This is a genomic window from Dawidia soli, assembly GCF_018598185.1.
In the GTDB taxonomy this organism is placed as follows: Bacteria; Bacteroidota; Bacteroidia; order Cytophagales; family Cyclobacteriaceae; genus Ohtaekwangia; species Ohtaekwangia soli.
This window is the reverse complement of record NZ_JAHESC010000018.1, coordinates 93,868-117,536: the sequence shown is the minus strand read 5'-3', so window position 1 is coordinate 117,536 and position 23,669 is coordinate 93,868. Positions and strand designations below refer to the sequence as shown.

Sequence of the window (23,669 nt, the reverse complement as noted above, 5' to 3'; positions counted from 1 at the left end):
CAGAATTTATATCTTTGGGATTAGTTAGTTTGTTCGGCATGAGAGTCTTTGTATTTTTTACCCTCCTTAGCATCGCAGTACTTTCCACAGCGCAGCCGTTGGAAAGCGGCACAACCGAATTCCTCAATTCGCCTTATGACGAGTTGAACCCGGTACTCGGGCCGGATGGAAAAACACTCTACTTTACTGTTGCCAATCACCCGGAGAACACTGGCGGCCAGAAAGATCCCGGTGACATCTGGTATTCCGTATTAAAGGACCACGCCTGGTCGGCGCCTATCCATGCCGGTCGGCTGCTGAACAATCGTGGTTTTAACGGTGTGGCCGGATTTTCGGAAGACGGCAACAGCGTGTACCTGCTGAGCCACTATGCTGCGGCGGGCGCCTCGCCCCGTACACAGGGCATTGCCCAGGCGCAGCGCTCCGGCAGCGGCTGGGGTGAGCCGGTGAACATTTCGATCCCTTATTTTCAGAATAAAGCCAGTGCCCTTTATGGCACCATGATGCCTGCCGGCGATGTGTTCGTCTTTTCTGCCGAGACCTACGGCAGCCGCGGCGTGGAAGACCTTTATGTAACCCGCAAGGACGCCAGCGGCAACTGGATGGAGCCGCGCAACCTCGGTTCTGTCATTAATACGCAATTCCAGGAGCTTTGTCCGTCGCTGAGCAGTGACGGGCGCACGCTGTATTTCTCTACCAACGGCCGCAAGGGCCGGGGCAGCTTCGATATCTACAAGGCCACACGCCTGGACGATACGTGGACGAACTGGACGGAGCCCGAAAACCTGGGTGACCTCAACACCGAAGGCCGCGACCTTTTCTATCGCCCCTATACTTCGCAGGACATGGCGCTGTTCACCAGCACCAAGAACAGTGACGGTTACGGCGACATCAAGTTCCAGGGCCGGAATGAGCCGCTGCCGCAACAGCCATCCCTCGTGGTGCGCACAGACTCTGCGGTGGCGACACCCGTCGTGGACGACAAACACGTACGTGTTTACGGCCGCGTGACGGATTCCAAAACGGGCGAATCGATTCCTGCCAATATTACTTTTACCATCAGCACGGCGGCGAAAGAAGCCCGGGCCACGGAAGCCGCCGGGTATACGGTGCAGGTAGACGCCGCGCAGGAATACCAGGTACGTATCGAAGCGCCGGGCTATATCAGCACGCTGGAGAAGCTCAACATCCGGACGTACGAGATGTCGGCGCTGGAAATGAACTTCAAGCTGCAGCCGCTGGAAGTGGGAGCCACCGTGGCGCTGCGCAACGTATTGTTTGAGCAAGGCCGGACGAACCTGCTGTCGGGCTCATCGTCGGAGCTGGATATTGTCGTAGCTTTTCTGAAAGCCAACCCTACCGTTAAGATCGCCCTGGCCGGACACACGGACAACCGGGGAATACCGGCGCAAAACGTAAAGCTATCGCAGGCACGGGTCGACAAAGTGCGCGACTATCTGATCGAGCACGGTATACATAAAAGCCGCATTACCGGAAAAGGATATGGCGGCACGGTGCCGATTGCCAGCAACGATACTGAAGAAACGCGTCAGCTGAACAGACGTGTGGAATTCACCATTAAAAAATTGTAAACACCCCGTTTGCTTTTTTCTCAAAATTTACCTTGATTAGGTATACCGTTAGGCATCGGAGTTCAGTAGATCCTGTTAGCAAGAATCTATAATTTTTACTGTGTTGCTGCTATCGTGTCGGATGACGCACGGCGTTATATCGATTCGTGGGACAGGTATATCATCGCGCATATTATGCCAGTAATATAGTGAAGAGGTTCGGTCCAGGACCTCGGGAGCCCATCCGGGTGATCTATCCTGTTTAATACGCGTTCATTTGCAGGCAGCGGCAAGCGATTCCGGAAGCACAAGCGGTTTTTGCCGTGTGCCCTGAGAACGACAGACAGTGTGGTATTTGTACTTGGCTTGTTTAGTGACCCAGGATGAAGTTTTATGTCGAAAAAAAGGTGATCGCCGGATTTATCATTACGATATCGATCCTGATCAGCCTTGGAGTTTATGCGCACATCAACAACCGCGCGCTGCTATCGGCGAGCCGGGAGGTGTCGCATCTGAACGACATACTGTACCATCTCGAGCGCACCCTGGCGCTGGCGGCGGACATGGAGACCGGCGCCCGCGGCTTTGCCCTCACGCAAGATCCTGCGTTGCTGGCGCCTTACGAGCGAGGGGCCGACGAGACCAACGCGCATATAGCCTACCTGTTGGCCGGAAACGGCCGTGACAACGGTACCAAACGGCGCATCTTGCGCATACAGGCCCTGCTCGAGCAAAAGCGGCAATTCTCGGCCAGCCTGATCGAGCACAGCGCCACGCGCGCGGCGCGTAGCAAGGCCGTGCTGGATAACATGATCATGGACAGCATCCGGCGGGCGGTGACCTCGCTGCAATACCAAAAGACACAACGACTGCACCAATGCAAGTCGGAAATGAGCCAGCGGATATGGCACGGCGATGTGGCATTTATTTCCCTCCTGGGTACTACGGTCCTCATATTGGCCGTGGTCTTTTCCGCCGTACAGATACAACGGGCGGGGCGCAGCCGTGCGGAAGAACGCGCGGCGCTGTTACACGGCGAGCTCGAAGCGTTTACATATTCCGTGTCACACGACCTGCGCGCTCCGTTGCGGTCCATCCACGGCTATTCGCAGATATTACAGGAAGAACACGGAGAAAAGCTTGACGCCGGAGGCCGGCGTATAGCCGATACGATCATGAAAAACGCGCAGAAAATGGGGCGACTGATCGATGATCTGCTGGATTTCTCGCATGTGGGCCGCAGCACGCTGCACCCGGGTAAGGTGAATATGCACGATCTTGTTGAAGATGTGCTTGCAGAGGTTAATCAAAAAAAGAGCGAAACCCTTCAAATTCATGTGGACACGCTGCCGCCGGCGATGGCGGACATCAGTTTGATCCGGCTGGCCTGGACAAACCTGATTTCCAACGCCATTAAATACAGCAGCAAGAAAGAATTCCCCCAAGTATGGATTAGTGCTTTTGAGACAGGTACAGAGATCGTATATTCAATACGTGATAATGGCGTAGGATTTGATATGCAATATGTGCATAAGCTATTCGGTGTGTTCCAGCGGCTGCACAGAGAAGATGAATTTGAAGGGACGGGCGTGGGGCTGGCATTGGTATCTCGCATTGTAGCCCGTCACGGCGGGCGGGTTTGGGCCGAAGCGGCACCAGATCGGGGGGCTACGTTCTATTTTTCTCTGCCACATACGGTGAACCCAAATGACCGATAACTTATAATATGGAATCATCAACGGCTGTAGAAATATTGCTTGTGGAAGACAATGCCGACGATGCGGAGCTAACCATCCGCGCATTGCGTAAACATCACCTGGCCAACAACCTGCTCCATTTGCAGGATGGGGAAGAGGCTTTGAATTTTCTGTTCTCGGAAAAACAAAGCAACATGCCGAAGCTCATCCTGCTCGACCTCAAGATGCCCAAAGTAGACGGCCTCGAGGTATTGCGGAAGATCAAAGCGGACCAGGTCAAACGGATCATTCCCGTTGTCATGCTGACATCCTCCAAAGAAGAACGCGATATACTGGAAACCTATAAACTGGGGATCAACGCCTACATCGTGAAGCCTGTGGAATTCGACAAATTCGTACACGCTGTTTCCGAGATAGGTTTTTTCTGGATGATCCTCAACCAGGCACCAAAATAGAGATAAAAGGACCGCTGCATGAAATCCGCTTTTAAAAAGGAACTGAAGATCTTAATGTTAGAAGACCTGCAAGATGATGTGGGGCTGATCGAACACGCGCTGTCGCGGGACGGCGTGCCATTTACTTCTTTGCAAGTCGATTCGCGCGACGAGTTTGTGCAGGCGCTGCAGGGATTTTTGCCCGACGTGATCCTGTCCGATCACTCTTTGCCGCAATTCAATTCCATCGAGGCCCTCAAGATCTGCAAGGAGTATGGCTACAACGTACCCTTTATACTCGTGACGGGCACGGTATCGGAAGAGTTTGCCGTGAGCTGTCTCAAGCAAGGGGCGGACGACTACGTGCTCAAGTCGAACCTGGCGCGTCTGTCGTCGGCGATCGCCAACTCCATGCGCCAGCGGCAGGTGGAGATCCGCCGCCGTCAAGCCGAAGCCGCTTTGCGCAAGCAGAACGAAGAGCTGACCAAGATCAACAAAGAGCTCGACAGCTTTGTCTACAGCGTGTCGCACAACCTGCGCGCGCCGTTGATGTCGGTGTTGGGCCTGGTGCAGCTGGCTAAGATGGACGACGACAGCCACCAACGGCTTTTTCATGAATACTTCAACCGCATCGAGTACAGCATTCACAAGCTGGACGAGACATTGAAAGAGATCCTCGACTATTCGCGCAATGCGCGCAGCGAGGTGTGCATCGAACGTGTCAACCTGCGCGGCCTGATCGAAGAGACCTTCGACCGGATGCGTTACCTGTCGGGTTCGGAGGGCATTGAAAAGGAGATCGTAGTTGAGGAAGAGGTGCCATTGTTTTCCGATGCGCACCGGCTGATCGTGATCTTTAACAACCTGGTATCGAACTCTATCAAATACCGCGCGGTCACGAAAGAACGCCAGTTTATCCGGATACACGTGCGGGTTACCCGCACCGATGCGTTCATTCACTTTGAGGATAACGGCATCGGTATCTCGCCCGAGCTGATCACCAAGATATTCGATATGTTCTTCCGCGCCACCAGCAAGAGCGAAGGGGCCGGACTGGGGTTGTATATCGTGAAGGAGGCTATCGACAAGCTGGGTGGCTCGATCCAGGTACGATCGGATTTTGGCGAAGGCACCGTCTTTGAGATGCGACTGCCGAACAAGCAAGACATCGTGCCGCTGATCACGACGCAGCAGCAAGCTTCCTGATCGTCAGAATACGTTGCGGGACAACGTGTCCAACACGTCCTGCTTGTAGTTCCGCCCGATGGGTAGGCTATGCTTGCCGATCTCGATCTCGGTGGCGGAGTAGGCATCGACGCGGTCTACGTTGATGATGAACGACCGGTGGATGCGCAGAAAGGTTTCGCGGGGCAGGCTCTCTTCCAGGTAGCTGATCTTTTGCTGGGTGATGATCTCCCGGTCGGGCGTTCGCACCTTGACGTAATCCTTGATGCTCTCGATATAGAGGATATCGGCTATGCGTGTTTTGATCATCTTCTTGTCTACTTTGAAATAGACGTAGTTGTCGCGTGGCTCAGGGGGAGGTGGTGGCGATGTTACCTGCGGCGACTGTACCTTGGCCACGGCTTTCAGGAAACGCTCAAAGGAGATCGGCTTCAGTAAGTAATCGGTCACTTCCAGGTCAAAGCCTTCCAGCGCATATTCGCGAAATGCCGTCGTGAAGATGACCTTCGGTGGATCCTTCAACGTCTTGAGGAAGTCGATGCCCGACAGGCGGGGCATTTGGATGTCGAGGAAAATGACGTCGACTGTATTTTCCTGTAAAAAGGTAAATGCCGCGAGGGCATTGCGGAAGGTGCCGGCAATCTCCAGGTTGTCGAGCTTGGCGGCATACGATTCGAGGATCTCGATCGCCAGGGGTTCGTCGTCAACGATAATGCACTTCATAACTGTTATGGCTAAGCTGCAGAATTTATTTTCTCCCGAAAAGATGCCGTGTCGTGTACTGTCAGGACCACGAGGAAGGTGGACGCTTCGTTGACAACTTTCAACGTATAGCGGTCGGGGAACAACAGGTCCAGGCGGCGGGTAACGTTTTGTATGCCGATGCCTTCCTTGCGTCCATGGCCGTTTTCCGCTTTGCTGTTCTCCACCTTTACAACGATGGTCTCCGGCTGCACGTCGATGCGGATCTTTACCCACGATTGGATCAGCGACTCGCTCGCACCGTGTTTAAAACAGTTCTCTACAAAGGGTAGTATGATCAGCGGGGCGATGGCGCGTTCGTGAATATCGCCTGTTACTTGCAGGTCCACGTCGAGCTTGTCGCCGTAGCGCATCTTTTCGATGTCGATATAGTTCTGTATAAACTTTATTTCTTTTTCCAGCGACACGGCGTCTCCTGAACATTCGTAGAGCATATAGTCGATGAGCTCAGAAAGCTTGAGCACCATGTCGGGCGCGCGCTCGGATTTCTTGAGCGTGAGCGCATAGAGATTGTTGAGCGTATTGAACAGGAAGTGCGGGTGGATCTGTGTCTTGAGGAACTTCAGCTCTGCCTGCAGCTTCTCTTCTTTCAATACCTGCTGGGCTTTTTGGTTGGTATACCAATACTTCAGCAGCTTGATCATGACCGCGGTGAACGTTACCGGGTATACGCCGACGATCATCTTGATGATCTTGCCGAAGCGGAAGAAAGGATCGTTCAGCCACTGGGGATAATACAGGGGGTAATGAATTTCGTAGGCCACATACCGCTGCCACAGTCCCACCAGGAACGACGATGTCAGGAACCACAGGATGAACGTGCCGTAGCGGCCGGTCAGCAGGAAGCGGGGCAGGAGGAAGTAGAGCGTGAAGTAGGTGAAGACGAGCTTGCCGGGCAGGTACATCAGCTCTTCGGAGAATGTCTGGCGGTATTTGTCTTCGAAGCTGCCGTACAACGTGCCGTAAAAGACAAGGTGCGCCAGCCAAAACATGACATGCTGGAAGACCCTGTTTTTAAAGATGCCTGGTATGCGGTTTTTCAACGTTTTTGAGAAGTTATTCCAGTAAAGGTAATACGGGTGCCGATCAAATGCACGGTCGGTCGGTGGCAGGCTTGCTGCTCCCATCCGAAAACCCGTATCTCCCCCTGAAAGAACCCGCCTTCGCCAAGGCTACGGCGGGCAGGCCCGCGCTAAAAGCCTATGGCGGTATCGTCGCCGCGTGGGTCGGCGCCGCCTTCGAGGGTGCTGTCCGCACGTACCAGGATGGCATCGACGCGGCAGAATGCGCGGTATCCTTTAAATGCATGGCCCATTTCTGTCAGGGTCAGGCTGTCGTCGCGCGAAAAGGCTCCGTATTCAAACGAAATGGTGTCGGGTGCCCATTGGTGATGAAACCGTTTGGCGGAGACCGCTTCCTGCATGGTCATGTGATGGTCCAGTACGTTCAGGATCGTCTGGAACACGCTGGTAATGATCATGGACCCGCCGGGTGTGCCGACCACCATCACCAGGCGGCCGTTCCGTTCGATGATCGTCGGCGTCATGGAGCTGAGCATGCGCTTGCCGGGCTCGATCTTGTTGGCTTCACCGCCGACCACGCCGTACATGTTGGGCGAGCCGGGCTTGGCGCTGAAGTCGTCCATCTCGTCGTTCAGGAAGAATCCGGAGCCCGCCACGACCACTTTTGACCCGTACGAGTCGTTGAGGGTGGTTGTTACGGCTACGGCGTTGCCTTCGGGGTCGACGATCGAGAGGTGTGTGGTTTGCGGGGACTCGTGCATGGCCAGGGTACCTTCTTTGACGGTAGCGCTGGGGGTTGCCTTGTGCGGGTTGAAGGTCTTCATGCGTTCGTCGGTATATAATGCGCTTGTCAGCGCGCGCACGGGTACGCGGTAGAAGTCGGGGTCGCCCAGGTAGGTGGCGCGGTCGGCATACACGCGGCGCTCCGCCTCGGTCATGAGGTGAACGGTCTGGGCGGAGTTCCAGCCCCAGTCGCCGATGGGGTAGGACTCTACGGAACGCAGCAGTTGAAGCAGTGCTATGCCACCGCTGGACGGCGGTGCCATCGAGATGATCTTATATCCTTTGTACTGGCCGATGATGGGATCGCGCCATATGGCTTTGTACGCTTTCAGATCTTCGTGTGTGATGAGGCCGTGGCCGCGTTTCATTTCGGCGACAATGTCGTCGGCGGTTTTGCCTTCGTAGAAACCAGCCAGTCCCTGGTCGCGGATGCGCTCCAGCGTGTGGCCGAGGTCTTCCCAGCGAATGGTATCGCCGGTCTTCCATTCTTCGCGGAGCAGGAACGACGGCGGCACCGAGTTTAACAGGATGAGCTGCTCTTGCAGGGCGTTGAGGCTGCGGGCTTCGCGCCGGGTCATGACAAAGCCGTGCAAGGCGAGGTCGATGGCCGGCTGTACCAGGTCTTTCCACGGCAAGCGACCATATTTTGCATGGGCTTCCACGAGGCCGGCCACCGAGCCCGGTACGCCGCTGGACAGGTGGCCCCCGGTGCTGAGCGAGTCGATGGCGTTGCCGGCGCTGTCGAGGTACATGTCGCGCGTGGCGGCCAGGGGTGCCTTTTCGCGATAGTCGAGGGTGGCGATGCGGCCGTTCGCCTGGCGCAGCACCATAAATCCGCCGCCGCCAATATTGCCTGCGTTGGGATATACCACGGCCAGGGCCAGTTGTGTTGCCACGGCGGCATCGACCGCGTTGCCGCCACGCCGCAGGATGTCGACGCCGACCTGCGAGGCCAGCGGGTGCGCGGACACGACCATGGCCGAGTCTGCCAGGGTGCCGGTAACGCGTTCGTGCACTTTTTGTTGCTGACAGGCAACTGTACTTATGGCAAGTAAAAGCAGATAAAAGCGTTTCGACATGACTGCATTGGTTAAGTCAGGTTAAAAGTATTACTTCCCACGCTGTTTAGAAAGTGACAAGACCAAAACCATGAGCCTGAGAAAAGAAAAGGCCGCGCGCCTGAAAGTGCAAGTGCTGGAAACTACCCTCAAGTTGATTGGACGAAAGTCGTTCGAAGATTTATATGTCGACGACATTTGCGACAAGGTAAAGATCTCCAAGGTTACGTTGTTCAAGTACTTCCCGCAGAAGGAGGATATCCTGCTATATTATTTCCGCGCGTGGTGCCTGGCGCGGTCGGTCGAATTTGCGCTCAAGCCCCGTGAAGGTCTGCAAGGTATATACTATCTTTTTGATCGTCTCAGCGACGAGTTCGAAGAGCACCCCGGGTTGTTGCTCAGCCTGGCGGGCTACCTGGCCGATCTGAATCGTTCGCCCAAACCTTTTCCCATCAAGCCTGAAGAGAAGCGGATGTTCCATCCTTCGATCGACGGGATCAGTAATATCGAGATCATGTCGATCGATCAGATGCTCGAGAAGTGCATACTCGAAGCTATATTCCGGAAGGAGATCACAAAGACGATCTCGACGCGCGATATTACCAACCTGATCAACGCGGTGTTTGTCGGGGGCGTGGTGACGGCGCATGTGAACCAGTTGAATCCACCGAAGAATTATTTCCGGAAGAACCTCGATCTCGTCGTCAAGGGATTGGGATAAGCGGGCCGGGCCGACGTCAGTTCCGTACGCGCAGCTTTTTTGTGCGCGGTGTATGGCGATCTTTTTTGCGATCGTACCAGCGGTGGTGGTATTTAGGCTTCACGGTGGTAATGGTCGTGCCTTTTTTTCCGCAGGCGGGAAGGAGCAGGGCGATCAAAATCAGATAAAACAGTGGTCTTCTCATGCGGCAGAGGCCCTAAAATTAACATTTTTTGTTTTCAAGACTCTTCCAGGGTAAAACGGTTCCATAATTTTTCCCGTATACTTACCTTTAAGGATATTTTGCCCCTCCCTATGAAAAAGTCCCTCTCGGTCCTCGCCGCCTGGCTATTGCTGTGGCCGTTGGCGTTTGCGCAAGACGCAGCCACCTATGACGACGGTATCGCAAAGTTCAAGGCAGGTCACTATGCCGACGTTATCGATCTCTTCTCCAACGCCATTGCCAACCCCAAACGGAACAAGCGCTACGACGAAGATCTGTATTTCTACCGGGGTCAGTCATATTATTTCACCAACGCCCCCGACAAGGCCCTGGCCGACCTGGATAAGTGTCTGGAACTGAACCACTACAACAAAGGTCAGATCCATTGGTTTAAGGCCCGTTGCCTGGACAAGCAAGGCAAGCCGGCCGAAGCCGAATACGAGGAGGCCCTTGCCAGCGCCGGGGTCAACAACAAGCTGACGGCCCAGATCCTGGCCGACCGCGCCCAGTACTACAGTCGCCATGGCAACCGCGAAGCCGCCAATAAGGATCTGGCGGCTGCCCGGGAGCTCGATCCGTCGCAGACGGCCGTGGTTCGCAACGACCCCGCCAACGACAAAAAGACGACGCAGGTGATCGTCAAGAAGAATACAAACACTGCCGCGCAAACGCCTGTCAAGAAGCAGCCGGTCAATATTACCCCGGTGACCACAACGCCCCCGGCAGAGTCGGCGCCGCAGCCGGCGGAGGAGACGTCGGCGAGTGCACGGCTGGTGGCCTCGATAACCTCCGAGTACAAGGATGAGAAGCGTTATGCCCTGGTGATCGGCAACGGCACGTATCCCAAAAGCATCGGCACGCTGAAGAACCCTGTAAACGACGCGACGGATGTGACCACCGAGCTTCGCAAATCCAACTTTGAAGTACAGTTGCTGACCAACGCTACCTATGTGCAGATGCGCGAAGCGATGCGCAAGTTTCAGCAGAACCTGACCAGCGGGCCCAAGGACCAAACGGTGGGGCTATTCTACTATGCGGGGCACGGGGTGCAGTTCCAGGATGAGAACTACCTGGTGCCCATCGATGCCAACGTAGAGTTTGAAGACGACATTGTGCGCATGTGTTTCCCGGTGCAGAAAATGGTGCTGGCCAACATGGAGCAGACCAACTCGCGCATGAATATCGTGATCCTGGATGCTTGCCGTAATAATCCCTTCCCGGCTACGACGCGGTCCATCGGCGGCGGCCTGGGCGAAATGAAACGCGCGCGCGGCTCGTTCATCGCGTACGCCACGGCGCCCGGCTCTGTGGCGGCAGACGGTGGCGGCCGCAACGGTCTTTATACCCAGGAGCTGCTGAAGGCGATCCGCAAACCGGGCCTGACCATCGAGCAGGTCTTCAAGGAAGTGCGGATGAACGTGTTGCGCCTGTCGGGCGATAAACAATTCACGTGGGATAGCTCCAACATTATTGGAGAATTCTACTTCAAGATCCCGCAGTAGCGCCCGAAGGCCCCATGAACATGGGGGATGGCCCGATCGTCCCCCGGCTATATCTTATCTTTCCGCTATGTCTTTCCCCCCTATATGAAAACATCTTTATGTCTGGCAGGCTTACTCATCGCCGGTGTAATCTTTCAGTCCACCGCGCAGGATGAAGGCGTCATCGTTAAGAAGGCGCGCATTGATCGCAGTAAAGGGATCTTTATCGGTATCGGTCCGTCGTGGACCCTCGGCAAGAACATCGGTGACTATAAGGCCGGTGCGAACTTTGAAGCCGGGTACCAGGTGCGCCTGAACCGCGTGCTCTCTATCGGGCCGTCGCTGTCGTATCTCAGCTTTGATTATGACCCGGAGGAAACGGGTCTCAACAATGCGTTCATCGGCGGGCCGTTCAATGATGACGAGGGTACGTACTACGAAGGGATATATTTTGACCTGAAAGGCGGGAACCTGAGCCTGTTGTCGCTGGCCATGAACCTGAAGCTCAACTTCATACCGGTGCGCGATAACTCTGTCGTGTCCCTCTATGCTTTTGCCAAACCGTTTATCTCGTATGCTACACGTACAGAGGTGACGGGCACTGCCAATTTTCTATACAACTTCGGAGACATCGAGGATTCCGACGACTGGCAAGACGGAGGACAGGCCGAGTGGGTGGCGGGCACGGAGCTGGGAGACGACGATCGCGTCGTGTCGGACGATCTCAAGGAACAGACCCAGGTTACGGGCGGGATCTTTATCGGCCCCGGGCTGGAATTCTTTCCTGCGCGCAAGGTGACGGGGTTTGTGCAGGTGTCGGTCGGCTACACGTTTCCGGTGTCGTTCGTCAGCACGGAAAAGTTTAACGACAACCAGTTCTATGGTACCGACGTGGATGGATTCTTAGAGAACATGCAAAAGTATCCCGTTACGAAAGAGGGCTTCCCGTCGGTGAACCTTCAGCTCGGCGTTTCGTTTAACTTCTAGCACTGCGCTTGCTTCGAAGAACGTCATGTGTTATGAAAATGCATCCGTACATTTTTCGTTTGGTCTGGTTCGTGTGCCTGTTGCCCCTCGGCGTCAGCGCGCAGTTCAAGTACTATGAGAAGGGCTATGATCACTATATGGCGGGCAAGTACCCGCAGGCGATCGAAAGCTTTTCGTTGTACCTCACCAAGAACACCCGCGACAAGGCCCTCGACCCCGAGGTGTTTTACCTCCGTGCGTTGTCCTACTACAAAACGAACGACTTCGAACGCGCCATTCCCGATTTTGAAGAGACCATTCTGCGCGACCACGCCAACAAAGGCAACATCTATTGGTTCAAGGCCAAGGCCCACGACAAACTGGGGGCTTCCACCGATGCCATCGATGCGTATAGTGCCGCGTTGCGCCTGCTGGGCGACCAGCCGGAGCCCAAGGCCAAGCTGCTCTACGAACGCAGCCAGCTATATGTAAAGGCGGGGCAGTTGGTAAAAGCCTATGCCGACCTGAAAGAGGGTAGCCTGGCGGCCCCGGGCCATGCGGACATCAAGCGGGAGCTCGACAAACTGGAGAAACAAGGGGTTGCCGCGCGCAGCAGTACCACGCCCGACGCCGGTGCGTCCAAGACCGGCATGGGTAACACGACAGCGCCCTCGGCCAAGAATACCGCCAAGCCTGCGAATACACCCTCTTCGTCCCGTGCCGGTGCAACGACACCGGCTACACGCAAGGACACGACGCCTGCGAAAAAGGAGCCTGGAACGGCCCCTGTCGTGGTCAGCACACCACCCAAGGTCCCGGCGCAGCCAAGCCTGGCCGATGAATACAAGGACGAGAAGCGCTATGCGCTCGTCATCGGCAATGGCGCGTACCCCAAGGGCGTGGGCGCGCTCAAGAACCCTGTGAACGATGCTACCGACATGGCCAAGGAGCTGGAGGCTTCGAACTTCGATGTAACGTTGCTGACCAATGCCACGTATGGGCAGATCCGCGCGGCGTTGCTGCGGTTCAAAGACAAGATCGACGCGGGTGACAAAGACAACACGGTAGCCTTGTTTTATTTCGCCGGCCATGGCGTTCGTCACGAAGAAGAGAATTACCTCGTGCCTGTCGATGCCAGCGTGGAGTTTGAAGACGACATTGCCCGGTATTGCTTTCCGACGCAACGCATGGTGCTGGGCAACATGGAGCGATCAAATGCCCGCATGAACATCGTGATCCTGGATGCCTGTCGTAACAATCCGTTTCCGGCGGTGAACCGTTCTTTATCGGGCGGGCTAGGGGAGATGCGCCGTGCGCGGGGCTCTTTCATCGCGTATGCCACCGCACCCGGCTCGGTGGCGGCGGACGGTTCGGGCCGTAACGGCCTCTACACGCAGGAGCTGCTGAAGGCCATGCGGAAGCCGGGCCTCACCATCGAGCAGGTATTCAAAGAGGTACGGGCCAACGTGCTGCGTCTTTCCGGCAACAAACAAAACACCTGGGATAGCTCGAATATCATCGGCGAGTTCTATTTCAAATTCCAGTAAGGGCGTCATGCCATAAGGGCTGTTAAAAAAATGTTTTCCGAATATTTGGAGAACATAACGCCCGCGCTATATTTGCACTCCCTTTCGACGGCATATTGTCGAAAATGGTAACGGACCGGTAGTTCAGCTGGTTAGAATGCCGCCCTGTCACGGCGGAGGTCGCGGGTTCGAGTCCCGTCCGATCCGCAGAAGCAGACGATAAAGAAATAACATTCTTTCGTCTGCTTTTTTGTTTTCTAAGTCATTGTGGATCAGGTGAATTAATCAAGAGCGGATCGTCTCTCGGATCGGATCAACGCGCATTCGTCAGGCGCATCAATCCTTCTTAAAGAAGTCACGAATAAGCATCAGTACCTCGTCGAAATTTGTCTCCAGTACCCAATGACTGCCGTTGAGCATATGGACCTGGGCATGCGGTAGGTCCCTCCTGTAACAAGCCGCCTCTTCCGCATTAAAGAACGGATCATATTTCCCCCAGATGACAATGGCACGTGGCTGATACGTACGAAAATATTCCTGATACACCGGGTACAGTTCCATGTGGTTCTTGTAGTCACAGTTCAACTCATATTGCATGTCGACATTACCCGGCCTTTTCATAGCGTCCCAATCGAGGACCCATAATTCAGGGCTTAGGGTTGGCAATAATTCTTCCGGTAGTCCGGCGGTATATTGCCACTTCACGCCTTCCTCGCTTAGAAATGCGTAAAGCTTTTTCTTTTTTTCCGGTGTGGGGTTCTTCCAATATTCTCTCATTTCATCCCATATCGTACGAACGCCTTCTTCGTATGCATTGCCGTTTTGGACAATTATTCCCTCGATCTTTTCAGGATTGTTGATGCATAGTTGAAGGCCAACAGGGGCTCCGTAATCGTGGAGATAGATGGTGAACGACTTTAGGTTGATCTCGTCTGTAAACCTGTTTATGAGCGCCCCGATATTCCTAAAGGTATATTCAAATTGATCTTTGGGAGGAAACGCGCTGAATCCAAATCCAGGGAAATCCGGGGCGACCAGATGGAGCCTGTCTGATAACGCGGTCATCAGATTTTTAAACATGATGGACGACGTTGGGAAACCAGGCAATAGAAGTATAGCCGGATTTTTTCTATCGCCGGCCTCGCGATAAAAGATGTCGACGCCGTCAACATTCATTGTTCTATTGAAGATCTGATTGTTCATATTGTATGCCGGTCAAAGATTGTGCCTTCCGTCGTGCGTATTGGCGGCGCCTCAAGCTTACTCCGAAGAGACCGGCGCGTTTCTAAACAATCGGATCTCTCTGAATTTGGTTATATAGTTACCCAATTCGGGAGGAGGTGATTATCGACGGGATCCTGGGTCGGAGGGCCGGCAATCGAAGGGCTAAGAGGATAGCTGCAAAAGAAATAACGAGACCTATGGGTCTCTAAAATATTTCTCTTAATCATGATCATCAGGCTCGTTATTAATGCTTTTTTAATCGATTATTAATTCCTCGATTCTAGGTTTAACATCGCTATGATCAACATGAGTAGCATTGTTTAATTGATTTTCGGCAGATGTTATTCCGTGCGAGGCAAGCAATGGGATCACTATGCTTCATTCAAAAACTTAAACCTATTATGAAAATTAGAACTAAACACATGGCGACAGTTGCTCCATCCCGGTGGCAACGAATTGGCAGGCAGATCGGTACATGCTTGTTTCTGGCACTGATGCACCTCTCTTTATTTACCGGATGTTCATCAGATGCATTTGAGAGTGATGAGAATAATAAGGAAATGTTACCCCGTGTATCTGCCCCAGATGACGGTGTTGCTCCACTCGCGTCTGCACCCGGTGATGTTGTTGGGAAAGTAACGGTTGGTTATCAGGGTTGGTTTGCGACAGCCGGTGATGGATCTCCGATCAACGAGTGGTGGCATTGGACTCAAATCTGGTCTCAACCACCGTCATCAACAAACAACGGCATAAAGTCATGGCCGGATGTGCGCGAGTACGCTACCACCTATGCAACGGGTTGGTCGAATCTTAACAATGGCCAAACGGCGAGGCTGTATTCGAACTGGAATCAGCAGACCGTTGACACGCATTTTTTGTGGATGCAGCAGAACGGAATTGACTGTGCCGCCTTGCAGCGTTTCAATCCGACGGGCGGCGAGGGGCCCGTGCGCGACGGTGTCACTGCGCGCGTTCGCACCGCGGCTGAAACCTATGGGAGAAAATTCTACATCATGTATGACGTCAGTAACTGGACCAATATGCAGTCCGAGATCAAGGCGGATTGGACCAATAAAATGTCTGCATACACTTCGTCGTCTGCGTATGCCCGCCAAAACGGGAAACCTGTAGTCGCTATCTGGGGTTTCGGTTTTAACGACGACAATCACCCGTGGCCGGCAGCGACGTGTCTTGATGTCGTCAATTGGTTTAAAGCGCAGGGTTGTTATGTGATCGGCGGCGTACCGCGAGGATGGCGGCAGGGAACGGATGGTTCAAGAACGGGATTCCTTGGCGTTTATCATGCTTTTAATATGCTCTCGCCCTGGTTAATCGGTGCGGTGGCGAATATTGGAGATGCCGATAATATCTACAATAATTTTTTCGTTCCGGATCAGGCGGATTGTAATGCCAATGGTATCGACTATCAGCCTTGTGTGCTGCCGGGTGACTTGCAGCTGCGTCAGCGTGCCCATGGCGATTTGATGTGGCGAATGTTTTACAACGCGATACGGGCGGGCTGCCAGGGGATCTATATTTCCATGTACGACGAATACAATGAGGGAAATCAAATTGCCAAGACTGCGGAGAACGCATCCTGGGTTCCGGCGGGGTCGGGTTTTCTGGCATTGGATGAAGACGGTACGGCGGTTTCATCTGACTACTATCTGCGGCTTACGGGAGATGGCGGCAAAATGTTAAAAGGTCAGATCGCGCTTACGCCAACACGGCCTACGCCGTATTTCCCATCGAACAACAATGCGCCCATAGGCAGTACGATTACGTTGAAGGGTAATAACAATCTTTTTGTGAGCAGCGAAAATGGCACGGCGCCGATGCAGTGTAACAGAACGGTGGCACAAGGATGGGAGCAATTTATCGTCGTTGATGCCGGGGGTGGAAAGATCGCGTTGCAAAGCCAGAATAAATATGTCTCTTCAGAAAACGGCAGTGCCCCGATAACCTGCAACAGAACTACTATCGGTGATTGGGAAAAATTTGACTGGGTTGTAAATGCCGATGGGAAAGTTTCTTTGCGTGGAAATAACGGTCGTTATATTTCGTCTGAGAATGGTACAGCTGCCATGACCTGTAACAGAACAGCCATTGGACCCTGGGAAGCGTTTGTCAGGTAAGCATTAAACTCATATATTGATCCGCCATGAGGGCATCTCAAAAGTCGAGGTGCCCTTTTTTTTTGACCGTTGTCAGGGTAGAGGCCGTTCAGCCTGTATTAGGAGATTGATGGCGGCGTAATGGCCCATGCGTTTGGGCATCGGCTCATTTTACTCCCTTGCATCACGACAACCATACTGACCAAATTTCAACTCATGAAGAAAATTCACGCTGCGCTTCTCCTCGCTTCAATGGCTTTGCCCGGATGTACGAATCAACCCGGACCCGCGGAGTCAAAACCTGCCGATGCTGCCACGGCCCTCGTGGCGCGCATCGCTAAAGATCAGGCGAAGGCATTCGAGATCGAATATATCGCCCAGGAAAACGGCAAGGACGTTTTCGAGCTGGAAAGCAAAGGTGATAAGATCGTGCTACGCGGCAATAATGGTGTATCTGTCGCTTCTGCCCTGGGGCACTACCTGAAACACTTCTGTTTCCGCGATATTTCATGGAACAATACGGCGGTCACGTTGCCTGATCCGCTGCCGGTGGTGCAAAGCAAGGTTCGAAGGGTTTCGCCTTACAAGCATCGCTATTATCTCAATTATTGCACGTTCAACTATACCATGGCCTGGTGGGATTGGGCACGCTGGCAGCAGGAAATTGACTGGATGGCGCTGAACGGTATCAACATGCCGTTGGCGCTGACCGGTGAAGAGGCGATCTGGCAGGACGTCTATCATTCGCTGGGATTCAGCGACAAGGAGCTGGAAACCTTTTTTACCGGGCCTTCATATTTTTCGTGGTTCTGGATGGGCAACATCGACCGTTGGGGCGGGCCGTTGCCGCAGCATTGGATGGACACCCACAAGGCGCTCCAGAAGCAGATCCTGGAGAAAGAACGTTCCCTGGGCATGAAACCGGTGCTGCCTGCTTTTACGGGGCACGTGCCCCCTTCGTTCAAGGATAAATATCCGGAAGCGAAACTGAAGAAGACGAATTGGGAGCAGGGATTCGATGATGTGTATATTCTGGATGCAGACGATCCTTCCTTTGAAAAGATCGGCGCGCTGTTCCTGGAAACACAAACGAAGGAATACGGCACGGATCATTTCTATTCTGCCGATACGTTCAACGAGAATGAACCGCCCAGCAGCGATACCGTTTTCCTCCGGCAGATCAGCGGTAAGATATATTCCTCCATGTCCAAAGTCGATCCTGACGCTTCCTGGCTGATGCAAGGCTGGATGTTTCATTACAATGCAGACTTTTGGAAGCCGGCGCAAATCCGGGCTATCCTGGCAGGTGTGCCTGAAGACCGCATGATCGTGCTGGACCTTTATAGCGAAAGCCACCCGGTGTGGACGAAGACCGACGCCTATTATGGCGCTCCGTGGATCTGGAATATGCTGCAGAACTTCGGTGGTAACGTCGGCATGTTCGGAAGGATGTCGCACGTGGCCGCCGATCCGTCCGCGGCGTTGAAAGACGCACGGTCGGGTAAATTGTGGGGCATCGGTCTGACGCCCGAAGGCATCGAGCAAAATCCGGCGTTATTCGAGCTCATGCTGGAGAATGTGTGGCAGGATGGACCGGTGGATGTAGCGCAGTGGTTGAAAGGCTATGCAAAAAAACGATATGGCGCTGAAAATGCGTCCGTCAACGAAGCGTGGCAGATCCTGGAGCGGACGGTGTATAACGGTGGGCTTGGCGAAGGCACGCCGGAGTCGATCATCGTGGCCCGCCCCACCTTGTCGGAACAAGGGCACCGGGTGCTGACCAAGCTGGATTACGATCCGCGCGAGCTCGTCAGGGCCTGGGAGATCTTCGTCGACCAGGCGCCGCAGTTCAGCGGCAGCCAGGGTTACCAGTATGACCTGGTCGATATCACCCGGCAGGTATTGGCCAACTATGCTTTGCCCTTGCAGCAACGGATAGCGGCAGACTATGAGAAGAAGGATGCCGCCGCTTTTAAACAGCATAGCCTGGAGTTCCTCGCGCTTATCGACGATCTCGATACGCTGCTGGGCACACGCCCGGAATTCCTATTGGGCAAATGGATCGCCGATGCCCGCAGCTGGGGAACAACACCCGAAGAGCAGGACCTGTATGAATTCAACGCCAGGGACCTGGTAACGCTCTGGGGTAATAAGGAAAGCGAGCTTCATGAATACTCTAACCGGCAATGGTCTGGATTATTGAGGGGCTTTTACAAGCCCCGGTGGGAGCAATTCTTTGCATACGTCGCCCAGCCCATGCGTGAAGGCAAACCGGTAGATACAAAGGCATTTGAGAAACAAATAAAGGATTGGGAATGGCAGTGGGCCAATTCTACTTCCGAAAAATATCCGGCTGTGCCGGTGGGCAATTCCGCCGCTGTGGCAAAAGCGCTCCACGCGAAGTATAAAGACAGAGTAGCTGCGAAGTGACGAGGCCTTTACTATTCTTTGTACAACGTGGCGATCCGCAGCAGCTTGGAGCTGACTTCGAGGCCGGATCTCTGGGAGGCTTCCTGGTTGATCTCGATCCTGAGCTTGCCGCCTTCGATGTAGAATCGCAGCATGCCGGCGTGACGCATGAAGTTTTGGCTATCGCTCACGGTCAGCACGGGTTTGCCTTTGAGGCTTTCGATGGCTTGCCTGGCGGCGGGGAAAGAGCTGTCGATAAACAGGATCTGACATTGGTCGATACCGGCGGTGATGCTCTTGTAGTGCCTGACAACGATCGGGTGCCCGTCAACTTCCTCGCTTTCAATGACCTCATTCAGGTAGGGTCCAAAGGTATCTTCTCCGAGCACGCCGATCACGAAAGGCGAGGTTTCATTGTCGAATATGTGCTGTGGCCACACGACGAATTGTGTGAAGTTATAGAGAAAGACCGCTTTTACCTGATTGGCCTTGCTCTCTGATGCCTCCTGAAAAGGGGCACGCATACCGGGCAGGACCATGAGGACCACCGTGGCCATGCACAGTATTGCTGTAGCGCGGGGTTTTGTAGACCGGCTGATAAAAGGTTTTTTCAGAATCTGCATATCAGTTTTCCATATACCCCTCGCTCGATGTCTTTCGGCGCGGGAGAAGAAGGGATGAACTCCGTATGATGATCTTGCAAGAGGTTCTGCCCGGTTACGTTGACCTCGATCCTGCGGGTCACTTTCAGGGCGATGCTCACGTCAAGGTCGGCATGCTCGTCTACATAGGGCTCGGGTAACCTGCCGACATAACGCAGCACGGTGCTTAACCGCAGTCCTTTAAACAACTGCACGGTGGATTGAAGCAAGGCCTGGTGGTTGGGATCATTGCTTTCGGCCGTACCGTTGTTCATATCGGCGCTGCCGGGTTTGAGCTCGAGATCTTTGTTCAGGTACGTATAGCCGAGCCGAAGCTTCCAGGACGGTGTAACAGGATACGTCAGCAATACCTCGGCACCGTGTGTATCGCCTTTCACGCCGTTGCCGAACGTAACGGGAATACCGAACGGTGGCGGTCCGGGTTCGACACTTCGAAGGTCGTCGTACCGGTTGTAAAAAGTCGAAACGGACACGGTCAGGTTGTCCCTGATCTGCGCCTTCCACCCGAGCTCATAGGCGATCAACTTCTCAGATTGAAAGTTTCCGCCGGCAATATAGGGAAGCTCGGGCGTGAGGTAGAGGAAAAATTCACGGTCTATGCGCGCAGGGTTCCTCACGGCCCGGGACACGGCGGACCAGACCGTTTGGTGAGGCGACGGCGTCCAGGTGAGCCGTACATTGGGCTGATACTGGAAGCCGGTATAGGTATTTCGCTCTACTTTCATTCCCAGGGTAAGCCGGAGCTTTTCTTTGGCCAGGGAGATCTCGTCCTGCACAAAAGCGTTGTATAGATACAATGATTTTTGTGCCGGTTTAAAAGCGAAGAGCTCCAGGTTCCTCACGTTGTGGTCCATCATCCGGAAGCCAAGTCCGTACAGCACGATGTGTCTTTTCCCGAGGGCGTGCCGTGATACACCTTCGAGATCATACGTATGGAGTTTCTCGGCAAAGCCATTCCGGAAGTCGCGCCATGTTTTGTCGTAGAACATTTGCACTTGAAAATCCGAGCGTTCTGAAACGGAGTGATTCCACCGCGCGAGGGCATTGGATCCACTGGCCGCTACGGGATGATCGCCATCCGGATCAGGGCGATCGTCATAGAAGTTGGATTGCAAGGTTACCGCGTCATTGGCCGTGGGCTCCCAATCCAACCGCAGCCCGGTTTGGGCGATCTGCCAGTCGTCGGTCGCTTCTATGCTGTCGCGGAACAGGGTGTTGTCGCGTCTGAATGTTGTGCCATATACCCGGTAGGATAATTTATTTGAAAGCTTTCCGCCATAGCGCAGGCTGGCCAGGCCGCGAAGCTCTGTTCCTGCGGCAGCTTCTGCATAGAGGCCCTGGGTGTCGCGGGTGTTTTTGGTGATGATGTTGATCACACCATTGACGGCATTGGCACCCCACATTGTCCCCCCCGGCCCGCTGATCACTTCGATCCGTTCAATATCCTCGAGCACGAGATTCTGCACATCCCAGAACACGCCGGCATACATCGGTGTATACACCACCCGGCCATCGATCAGCACCAGGAGCTTGTTTGCCAATACATTGTTAAAACCACGCGCGCTGATGGCCCATTGGCTGGCATTGACCTGGGCCACCTGCAGGTTTGTCGCTAACTTCAGCGCTTCGGGCAAACTCGCTACGCCGGAATTGCGAATATCCTCATCGGTGATCACCTGAACGGCCGAGGCGGCCTCGAGGATCTTTTCTTTGCGTTTGGAAACGGAGATCACCTCTATTTCCATCAGCTCTTCCATGCTCAATGCCTTGAGCTTTTTTACTTCCAGATCCTGGCTTTTAACGGGAGGGGCGATGAAGCAAAAGATGCACATCAGGAGCGGCGTGGCGGTCCTGATCCAATTCACGCAGTGCGTATGGGGTTGTAGTTTCATGTTTTATTTCGCGGTCTGGTTGACCAATAGCCAAAACATGCCCAGCTCGGCCACGGCTTTCGAAAAATTTTCGAAGCCGACTGGTTTAACGACATAGGCGTTTACGCCGGAGTTGTAAGTATTCACGATATCCCTGTCCTCCGCTGAAGACGTCATGATGACCACGGGTATGACCCTGGTCCTGGGGTCCTCGCGAATGGCCTTCAACACTTGAAGGCCGTCTACTTTCGGCATTTTCAGGTCGAGCAGGATCACGCGCGGTTTATCTTCTTCGACCTCGCGTTCTGAGAACTCGCCTTTGCCGAACAGGAAATTCAGGGCCTGCTCGCCGTCGGTCAAATGGATAAGCTTGTTGCCGAGGTTGCATTTTTTTAAGGCGCGGATCACCAGCTTGGCATCGTCGGGATTGTCTTCCACCAGGAGAATGTCAACATCATGAATGGAGTCATGCATATATTATTGGGGTATGTTTTTTTACGTTACCGGCAGGGAGAAATAGAAGGTTGCGCCTTCGTTTTCCTTCCCCTCTGCCCAGATCCTTCCGTCGTGTTTGGTGATGATGCGGTGTACGAGGGCAAGTCCCACGCCTGTACCCTCAAAGTCGGTGACATTGTGCAGTCGCTGAAAGACCCCGAAGAGCTTGTCGTAGTACTGCATATTGAAGCCGACGCCGTTGTCTTTTACATAATAGACGTTCCCGCCATTTTCTCTGTAGGCTCCTATTTCAACGACGGGTTTGTCTCTTTTCATGGAGTACTTCAGTGCGTTGGAGATCAGGTTTTGCATGACCTGCCGAAGCATGCTGCTGTCTCCTTTGATCTCGGGCAGGGGGTTGATCAAGATCTCGCTTTTATTTCCATATTGTTCTTTGAGATCGTCATATACGGCCTTTGCCAGGGCCGTCATATTGAGGTTGAACTTGGCCACGTGTTGTTTGCCCAGCCTGGAGAAAGCGAGCAGGTCGTCGATCAGCTGGCCCATGCGCATGCCATTTCGCATAATGGATTTCAGCGCCTGGATACCTTCTTCATCGAGGAGATGACCGTAGTCCTCCATCAGGATACCGGAGTAACCATTGATGGATCTGAGTGGCGCGCGCAGATCGTGTGAGACCGAGTAGGAGAAGGCCTCGAGCTCTTTGTTAGCAGTGGCCAGGTCGTGGGTTCTCTGCTCGATCGTGAGCTCAAGCTTTTGATTGAATAGCTGGATCTGGGCGTTTTGTGTCTGAATCTCGGAAAGCATTTGATTGAAGGCGTCTGTCAGATACCCGATCTCGTCATTACCTGTTTTGGTGGTTCTTACTGAATAGTCTTTTTTCTCCGAAACGGTCTTCGCCGTACTTGTCAGGGCATGCACCGGTCTGGAGATGCTTCGCTGGAGTCTGTTGGATAAAAAATACGCCACCACAAACGAGATGGCGATCACCGCTGCGGCAATGGAGGCATACAGGCTGATCCTCTCATACATGGCGTCCATATCCGATTTCAGATAGAACACGCCCAGGGTTTTGTTGTTCTGAACGACAGGCTCGAATATGATCAGATGTGATTCTTCGAACCGGTGATCTTCCTGGAATTGGACCTGGTCTTGAGGGACGGTATGCAGCGAATAGTCCTGGGGATATTTGGAGAACAGGTTGCCCTGCTTGTCGTAAAGCGCCGCCGCCACGATGTGTTTTTCCGCCTTCAACGCTCCGAGCACCTCGGCGGCATCGTCGGGATTGTCGAAGGCCAGCGCGGCGGTACAATTGGTGGAGATGATCCTGGCCAGGGTATATAATTGCTGCACATAGGTTTGGCGGAAAGTAACGACTTCATACACGAGATAGGATAAAAATGTGAACAGAAGCACGGCGGCGCTGGTGAGCATAATGATCCAGCGGATCTTTTTTCTGATAGGAAGATTTCTGAACACCATTCCTTAGCCGAGCTTACACAGGTATTGTTTGAAAGGGCCGAAA

At 53.8% G+C, this 23,669-nt stretch carries 19 protein-coding genes and 1 tRNA gene; 11 read left to right on the top strand and 9 right to left on the bottom strand.

Annotated elements, in window-relative coordinates:
- Positions 1-38 precede the first annotated feature (38 nt).
- The 4 genes from KK078_RS13855 (at position 39) to KK078_RS13840 (ending at position 4,908) form a co-directional block, all read left to right on the top strand.
- Positions 39-1,592 (top strand): OmpA family protein, encoded by a 1,554-nt coding sequence (locus tag KK078_RS13855; protein ID WP_254090882.1) that lies wholly within the window; start codon positions 39-41, stop codon positions 1,590-1,592.
- Positions 1,593-1,954: 362 nt separating this feature from the next.
- On the top strand, positions 1,955-3,289 hold the full coding sequence (locus tag KK078_RS13850) for a sensor histidine kinase (protein ID WP_254090881.1): 1,335 nt from the start codon (positions 1,955-1,957) through the stop codon (positions 3,287-3,289).
- Between the two features lie 8 nt (positions 3,290-3,297).
- Complete coding sequence (locus tag KK078_RS13845; protein ID WP_254090880.1) at positions 3,298-3,723, top strand: response regulator; 426 nt, start codon at positions 3,298-3,300, stop codon at positions 3,721-3,723.
- Positions 3,724-3,741: 18 nt separating this feature from the next.
- On the top strand, positions 3,742-4,908 hold the full coding sequence (locus tag KK078_RS13840; RefSeq protein ID WP_254090879.1) for an ATP-binding response regulator: 1,167 nt from the start codon (positions 3,742-3,744) through the stop codon (positions 4,906-4,908).
- Between the two features lie 3 nt (positions 4,909-4,911).
- Here the strand turns inward: KK078_RS13840 and KK078_RS13835 are convergent, their stop codons facing one another.
- The 3 genes from KK078_RS13835 to ggt form a co-directional block, all read right to left on the bottom strand.
- Positions 4,912-5,610, bottom strand: coding sequence for a LytR/AlgR family response regulator transcription factor (locus KK078_RS13835; RefSeq protein ID WP_254090878.1), 699 nt, complete (start codon positions 5,608-5,610; stop codon positions 4,912-4,914).
- Between the two features lie 11 nt (positions 5,611-5,621).
- Positions 5,622-6,776: a sensor histidine kinase gene (locus tag KK078_RS13830; protein WP_254090877.1), complete on the bottom strand. Its 1,155-nt coding sequence runs from the start codon at positions 6,774-6,776 to the stop codon at positions 5,622-5,624.
- Positions 6,777-6,841: 65 nt separating this feature from the next.
- Entirely contained in the window at positions 6,842-8,533 is a 1,692-nt protein-coding gene (ggt, locus tag KK078_RS13825) for a gamma-glutamyltransferase (RefSeq protein ID WP_254090876.1), read from the bottom strand.
- Between the two features lie 70 nt (positions 8,534-8,603).
- Here ggt and KK078_RS13820 point away from each other — a divergent pair, with 70 nt between their 5' ends.
- Positions 8,604-9,233 (top strand): TetR/AcrR family transcriptional regulator, encoded by a 630-nt coding sequence (locus KK078_RS13820; protein ID WP_254090875.1) that lies wholly within the window; start codon positions 8,604-8,606, stop codon positions 9,231-9,233.
- Positions 9,234-9,249: 16 nt separating this feature from the next.
- On the opposite strand, the gene KK078_RS13815 is transcribed toward KK078_RS13820, so the two are convergent.
- Positions 9,250-9,417, bottom strand: coding sequence for a hypothetical protein (locus tag KK078_RS13815; RefSeq protein WP_254090874.1), 168 nt, complete (start codon positions 9,415-9,417; stop codon positions 9,250-9,252).
- Positions 9,418-9,527: 110 nt separating this feature from the next.
- On the opposite strand from KK078_RS13815, the gene KK078_RS13810 reads away from it, so the two are divergent.
- From KK078_RS13810 to KK078_RS13795, 4 genes are all read left to right on the top strand, one after another.
- Positions 9,528-10,937: a caspase family protein gene (locus KK078_RS13810; protein ID WP_254090873.1), complete on the top strand. Its 1,410-nt coding sequence runs from the start codon at positions 9,528-9,530 to the stop codon at positions 10,935-10,937.
- An 84-nt stretch (positions 10,938-11,021) separates the two neighbouring features.
- A complete protein-coding gene (locus KK078_RS13805; RefSeq protein WP_254090872.1) occupies positions 11,022-11,903 on the top strand; it encodes a hypothetical protein in 882 nt (293 codons plus the stop codon).
- A gap of 32 nt (positions 11,904-11,935) precedes the next feature.
- Complete coding sequence (locus tag KK078_RS13800) at positions 11,936-13,429, top strand: caspase family protein (protein ID WP_254090871.1); 1,494 nt, start codon at positions 11,936-11,938, stop codon at positions 13,427-13,429.
- 112 nt (positions 13,430-13,541) lie between these two features.
- Positions 13,542-13,615: transfer RNA gene (locus KK078_RS13795), tRNA-Asp, on the top strand.
- Between the two features lie 129 nt (positions 13,616-13,744).
- Here KK078_RS13795 and KK078_RS13790 read toward each other — a convergent pair.
- Complete coding sequence (locus KK078_RS13790; protein ID WP_254090870.1) at positions 13,745-14,611, bottom strand: alpha/beta fold hydrolase; 867 nt, start codon at positions 14,609-14,611, stop codon at positions 13,745-13,747.
- Between the two features lie 422 nt (positions 14,612-15,033).
- On the opposite strand from KK078_RS13790, the gene KK078_RS13785 reads away from it, so the two are divergent.
- Together KK078_RS13785 and KK078_RS13780 are read left to right on the top strand one after the other, a co-directional pair.
- The gene (locus KK078_RS13785) at positions 15,034-16,767 is read left to right on the top strand and encodes a hypothetical protein (RefSeq protein ID WP_254090869.1); all 1,734 of its coding nucleotides are present in this window, start codon (positions 15,034-15,036) and stop codon (positions 16,765-16,767) included.
- A gap of 195 nt (positions 16,768-16,962) precedes the next feature.
- Positions 16,963-19,176 carry an alpha-N-acetylglucosaminidase gene (locus tag KK078_RS13780; protein WP_254090868.1) on the top strand — a complete coding sequence of 738 codons (2,214 nt, stop codon included), beginning with the start codon at positions 16,963-16,965 and terminating at the stop codon, positions 19,174-19,176.
- Between the two features lie 11 nt (positions 19,177-19,187).
- Here KK078_RS13780 and KK078_RS13775 read toward each other — a convergent pair whose 3' ends face one another.
- From KK078_RS13775 to KK078_RS13760, 4 genes are read right to left on the bottom strand one after another with little or no spacing between them, the layout of a single operon-like run.
- Positions 19,188-19,778 carry a YfiR family protein gene (locus KK078_RS13775; protein ID WP_254090867.1) on the bottom strand — a complete coding sequence of 197 codons (591 nt, stop codon included), beginning with the start codon at positions 19,776-19,778 and terminating at the stop codon, positions 19,188-19,190.
- Positions 19,766-21,709: a TonB-dependent receptor plug domain-containing protein gene (locus tag KK078_RS13770; protein WP_254090866.1), complete on the bottom strand. Its 1,944-nt coding sequence runs from the start codon at positions 21,707-21,709 to the stop codon at positions 19,766-19,768. Before KK078_RS13770 ends, KK078_RS13775 begins: the two co-directional genes overlap by 13 nt.
- A gap of 3 nt (positions 21,710-21,712) precedes the next feature.
- Positions 21,713-22,162, bottom strand: a complete 450-nt coding sequence (locus KK078_RS13765; RefSeq protein WP_254090865.1) for a response regulator — start codon at positions 22,160-22,162, stop codon at positions 21,713-21,715.
- Between the two features lie 21 nt (positions 22,163-22,183).
- Positions 22,184-23,626 (bottom strand): ATP-binding protein, encoded by a 1,443-nt coding sequence (locus KK078_RS13760; RefSeq protein ID WP_254090864.1) that lies wholly within the window; start codon positions 23,624-23,626, stop codon positions 22,184-22,186.
- Positions 23,627-23,669 lie beyond the last annotated feature (43 nt).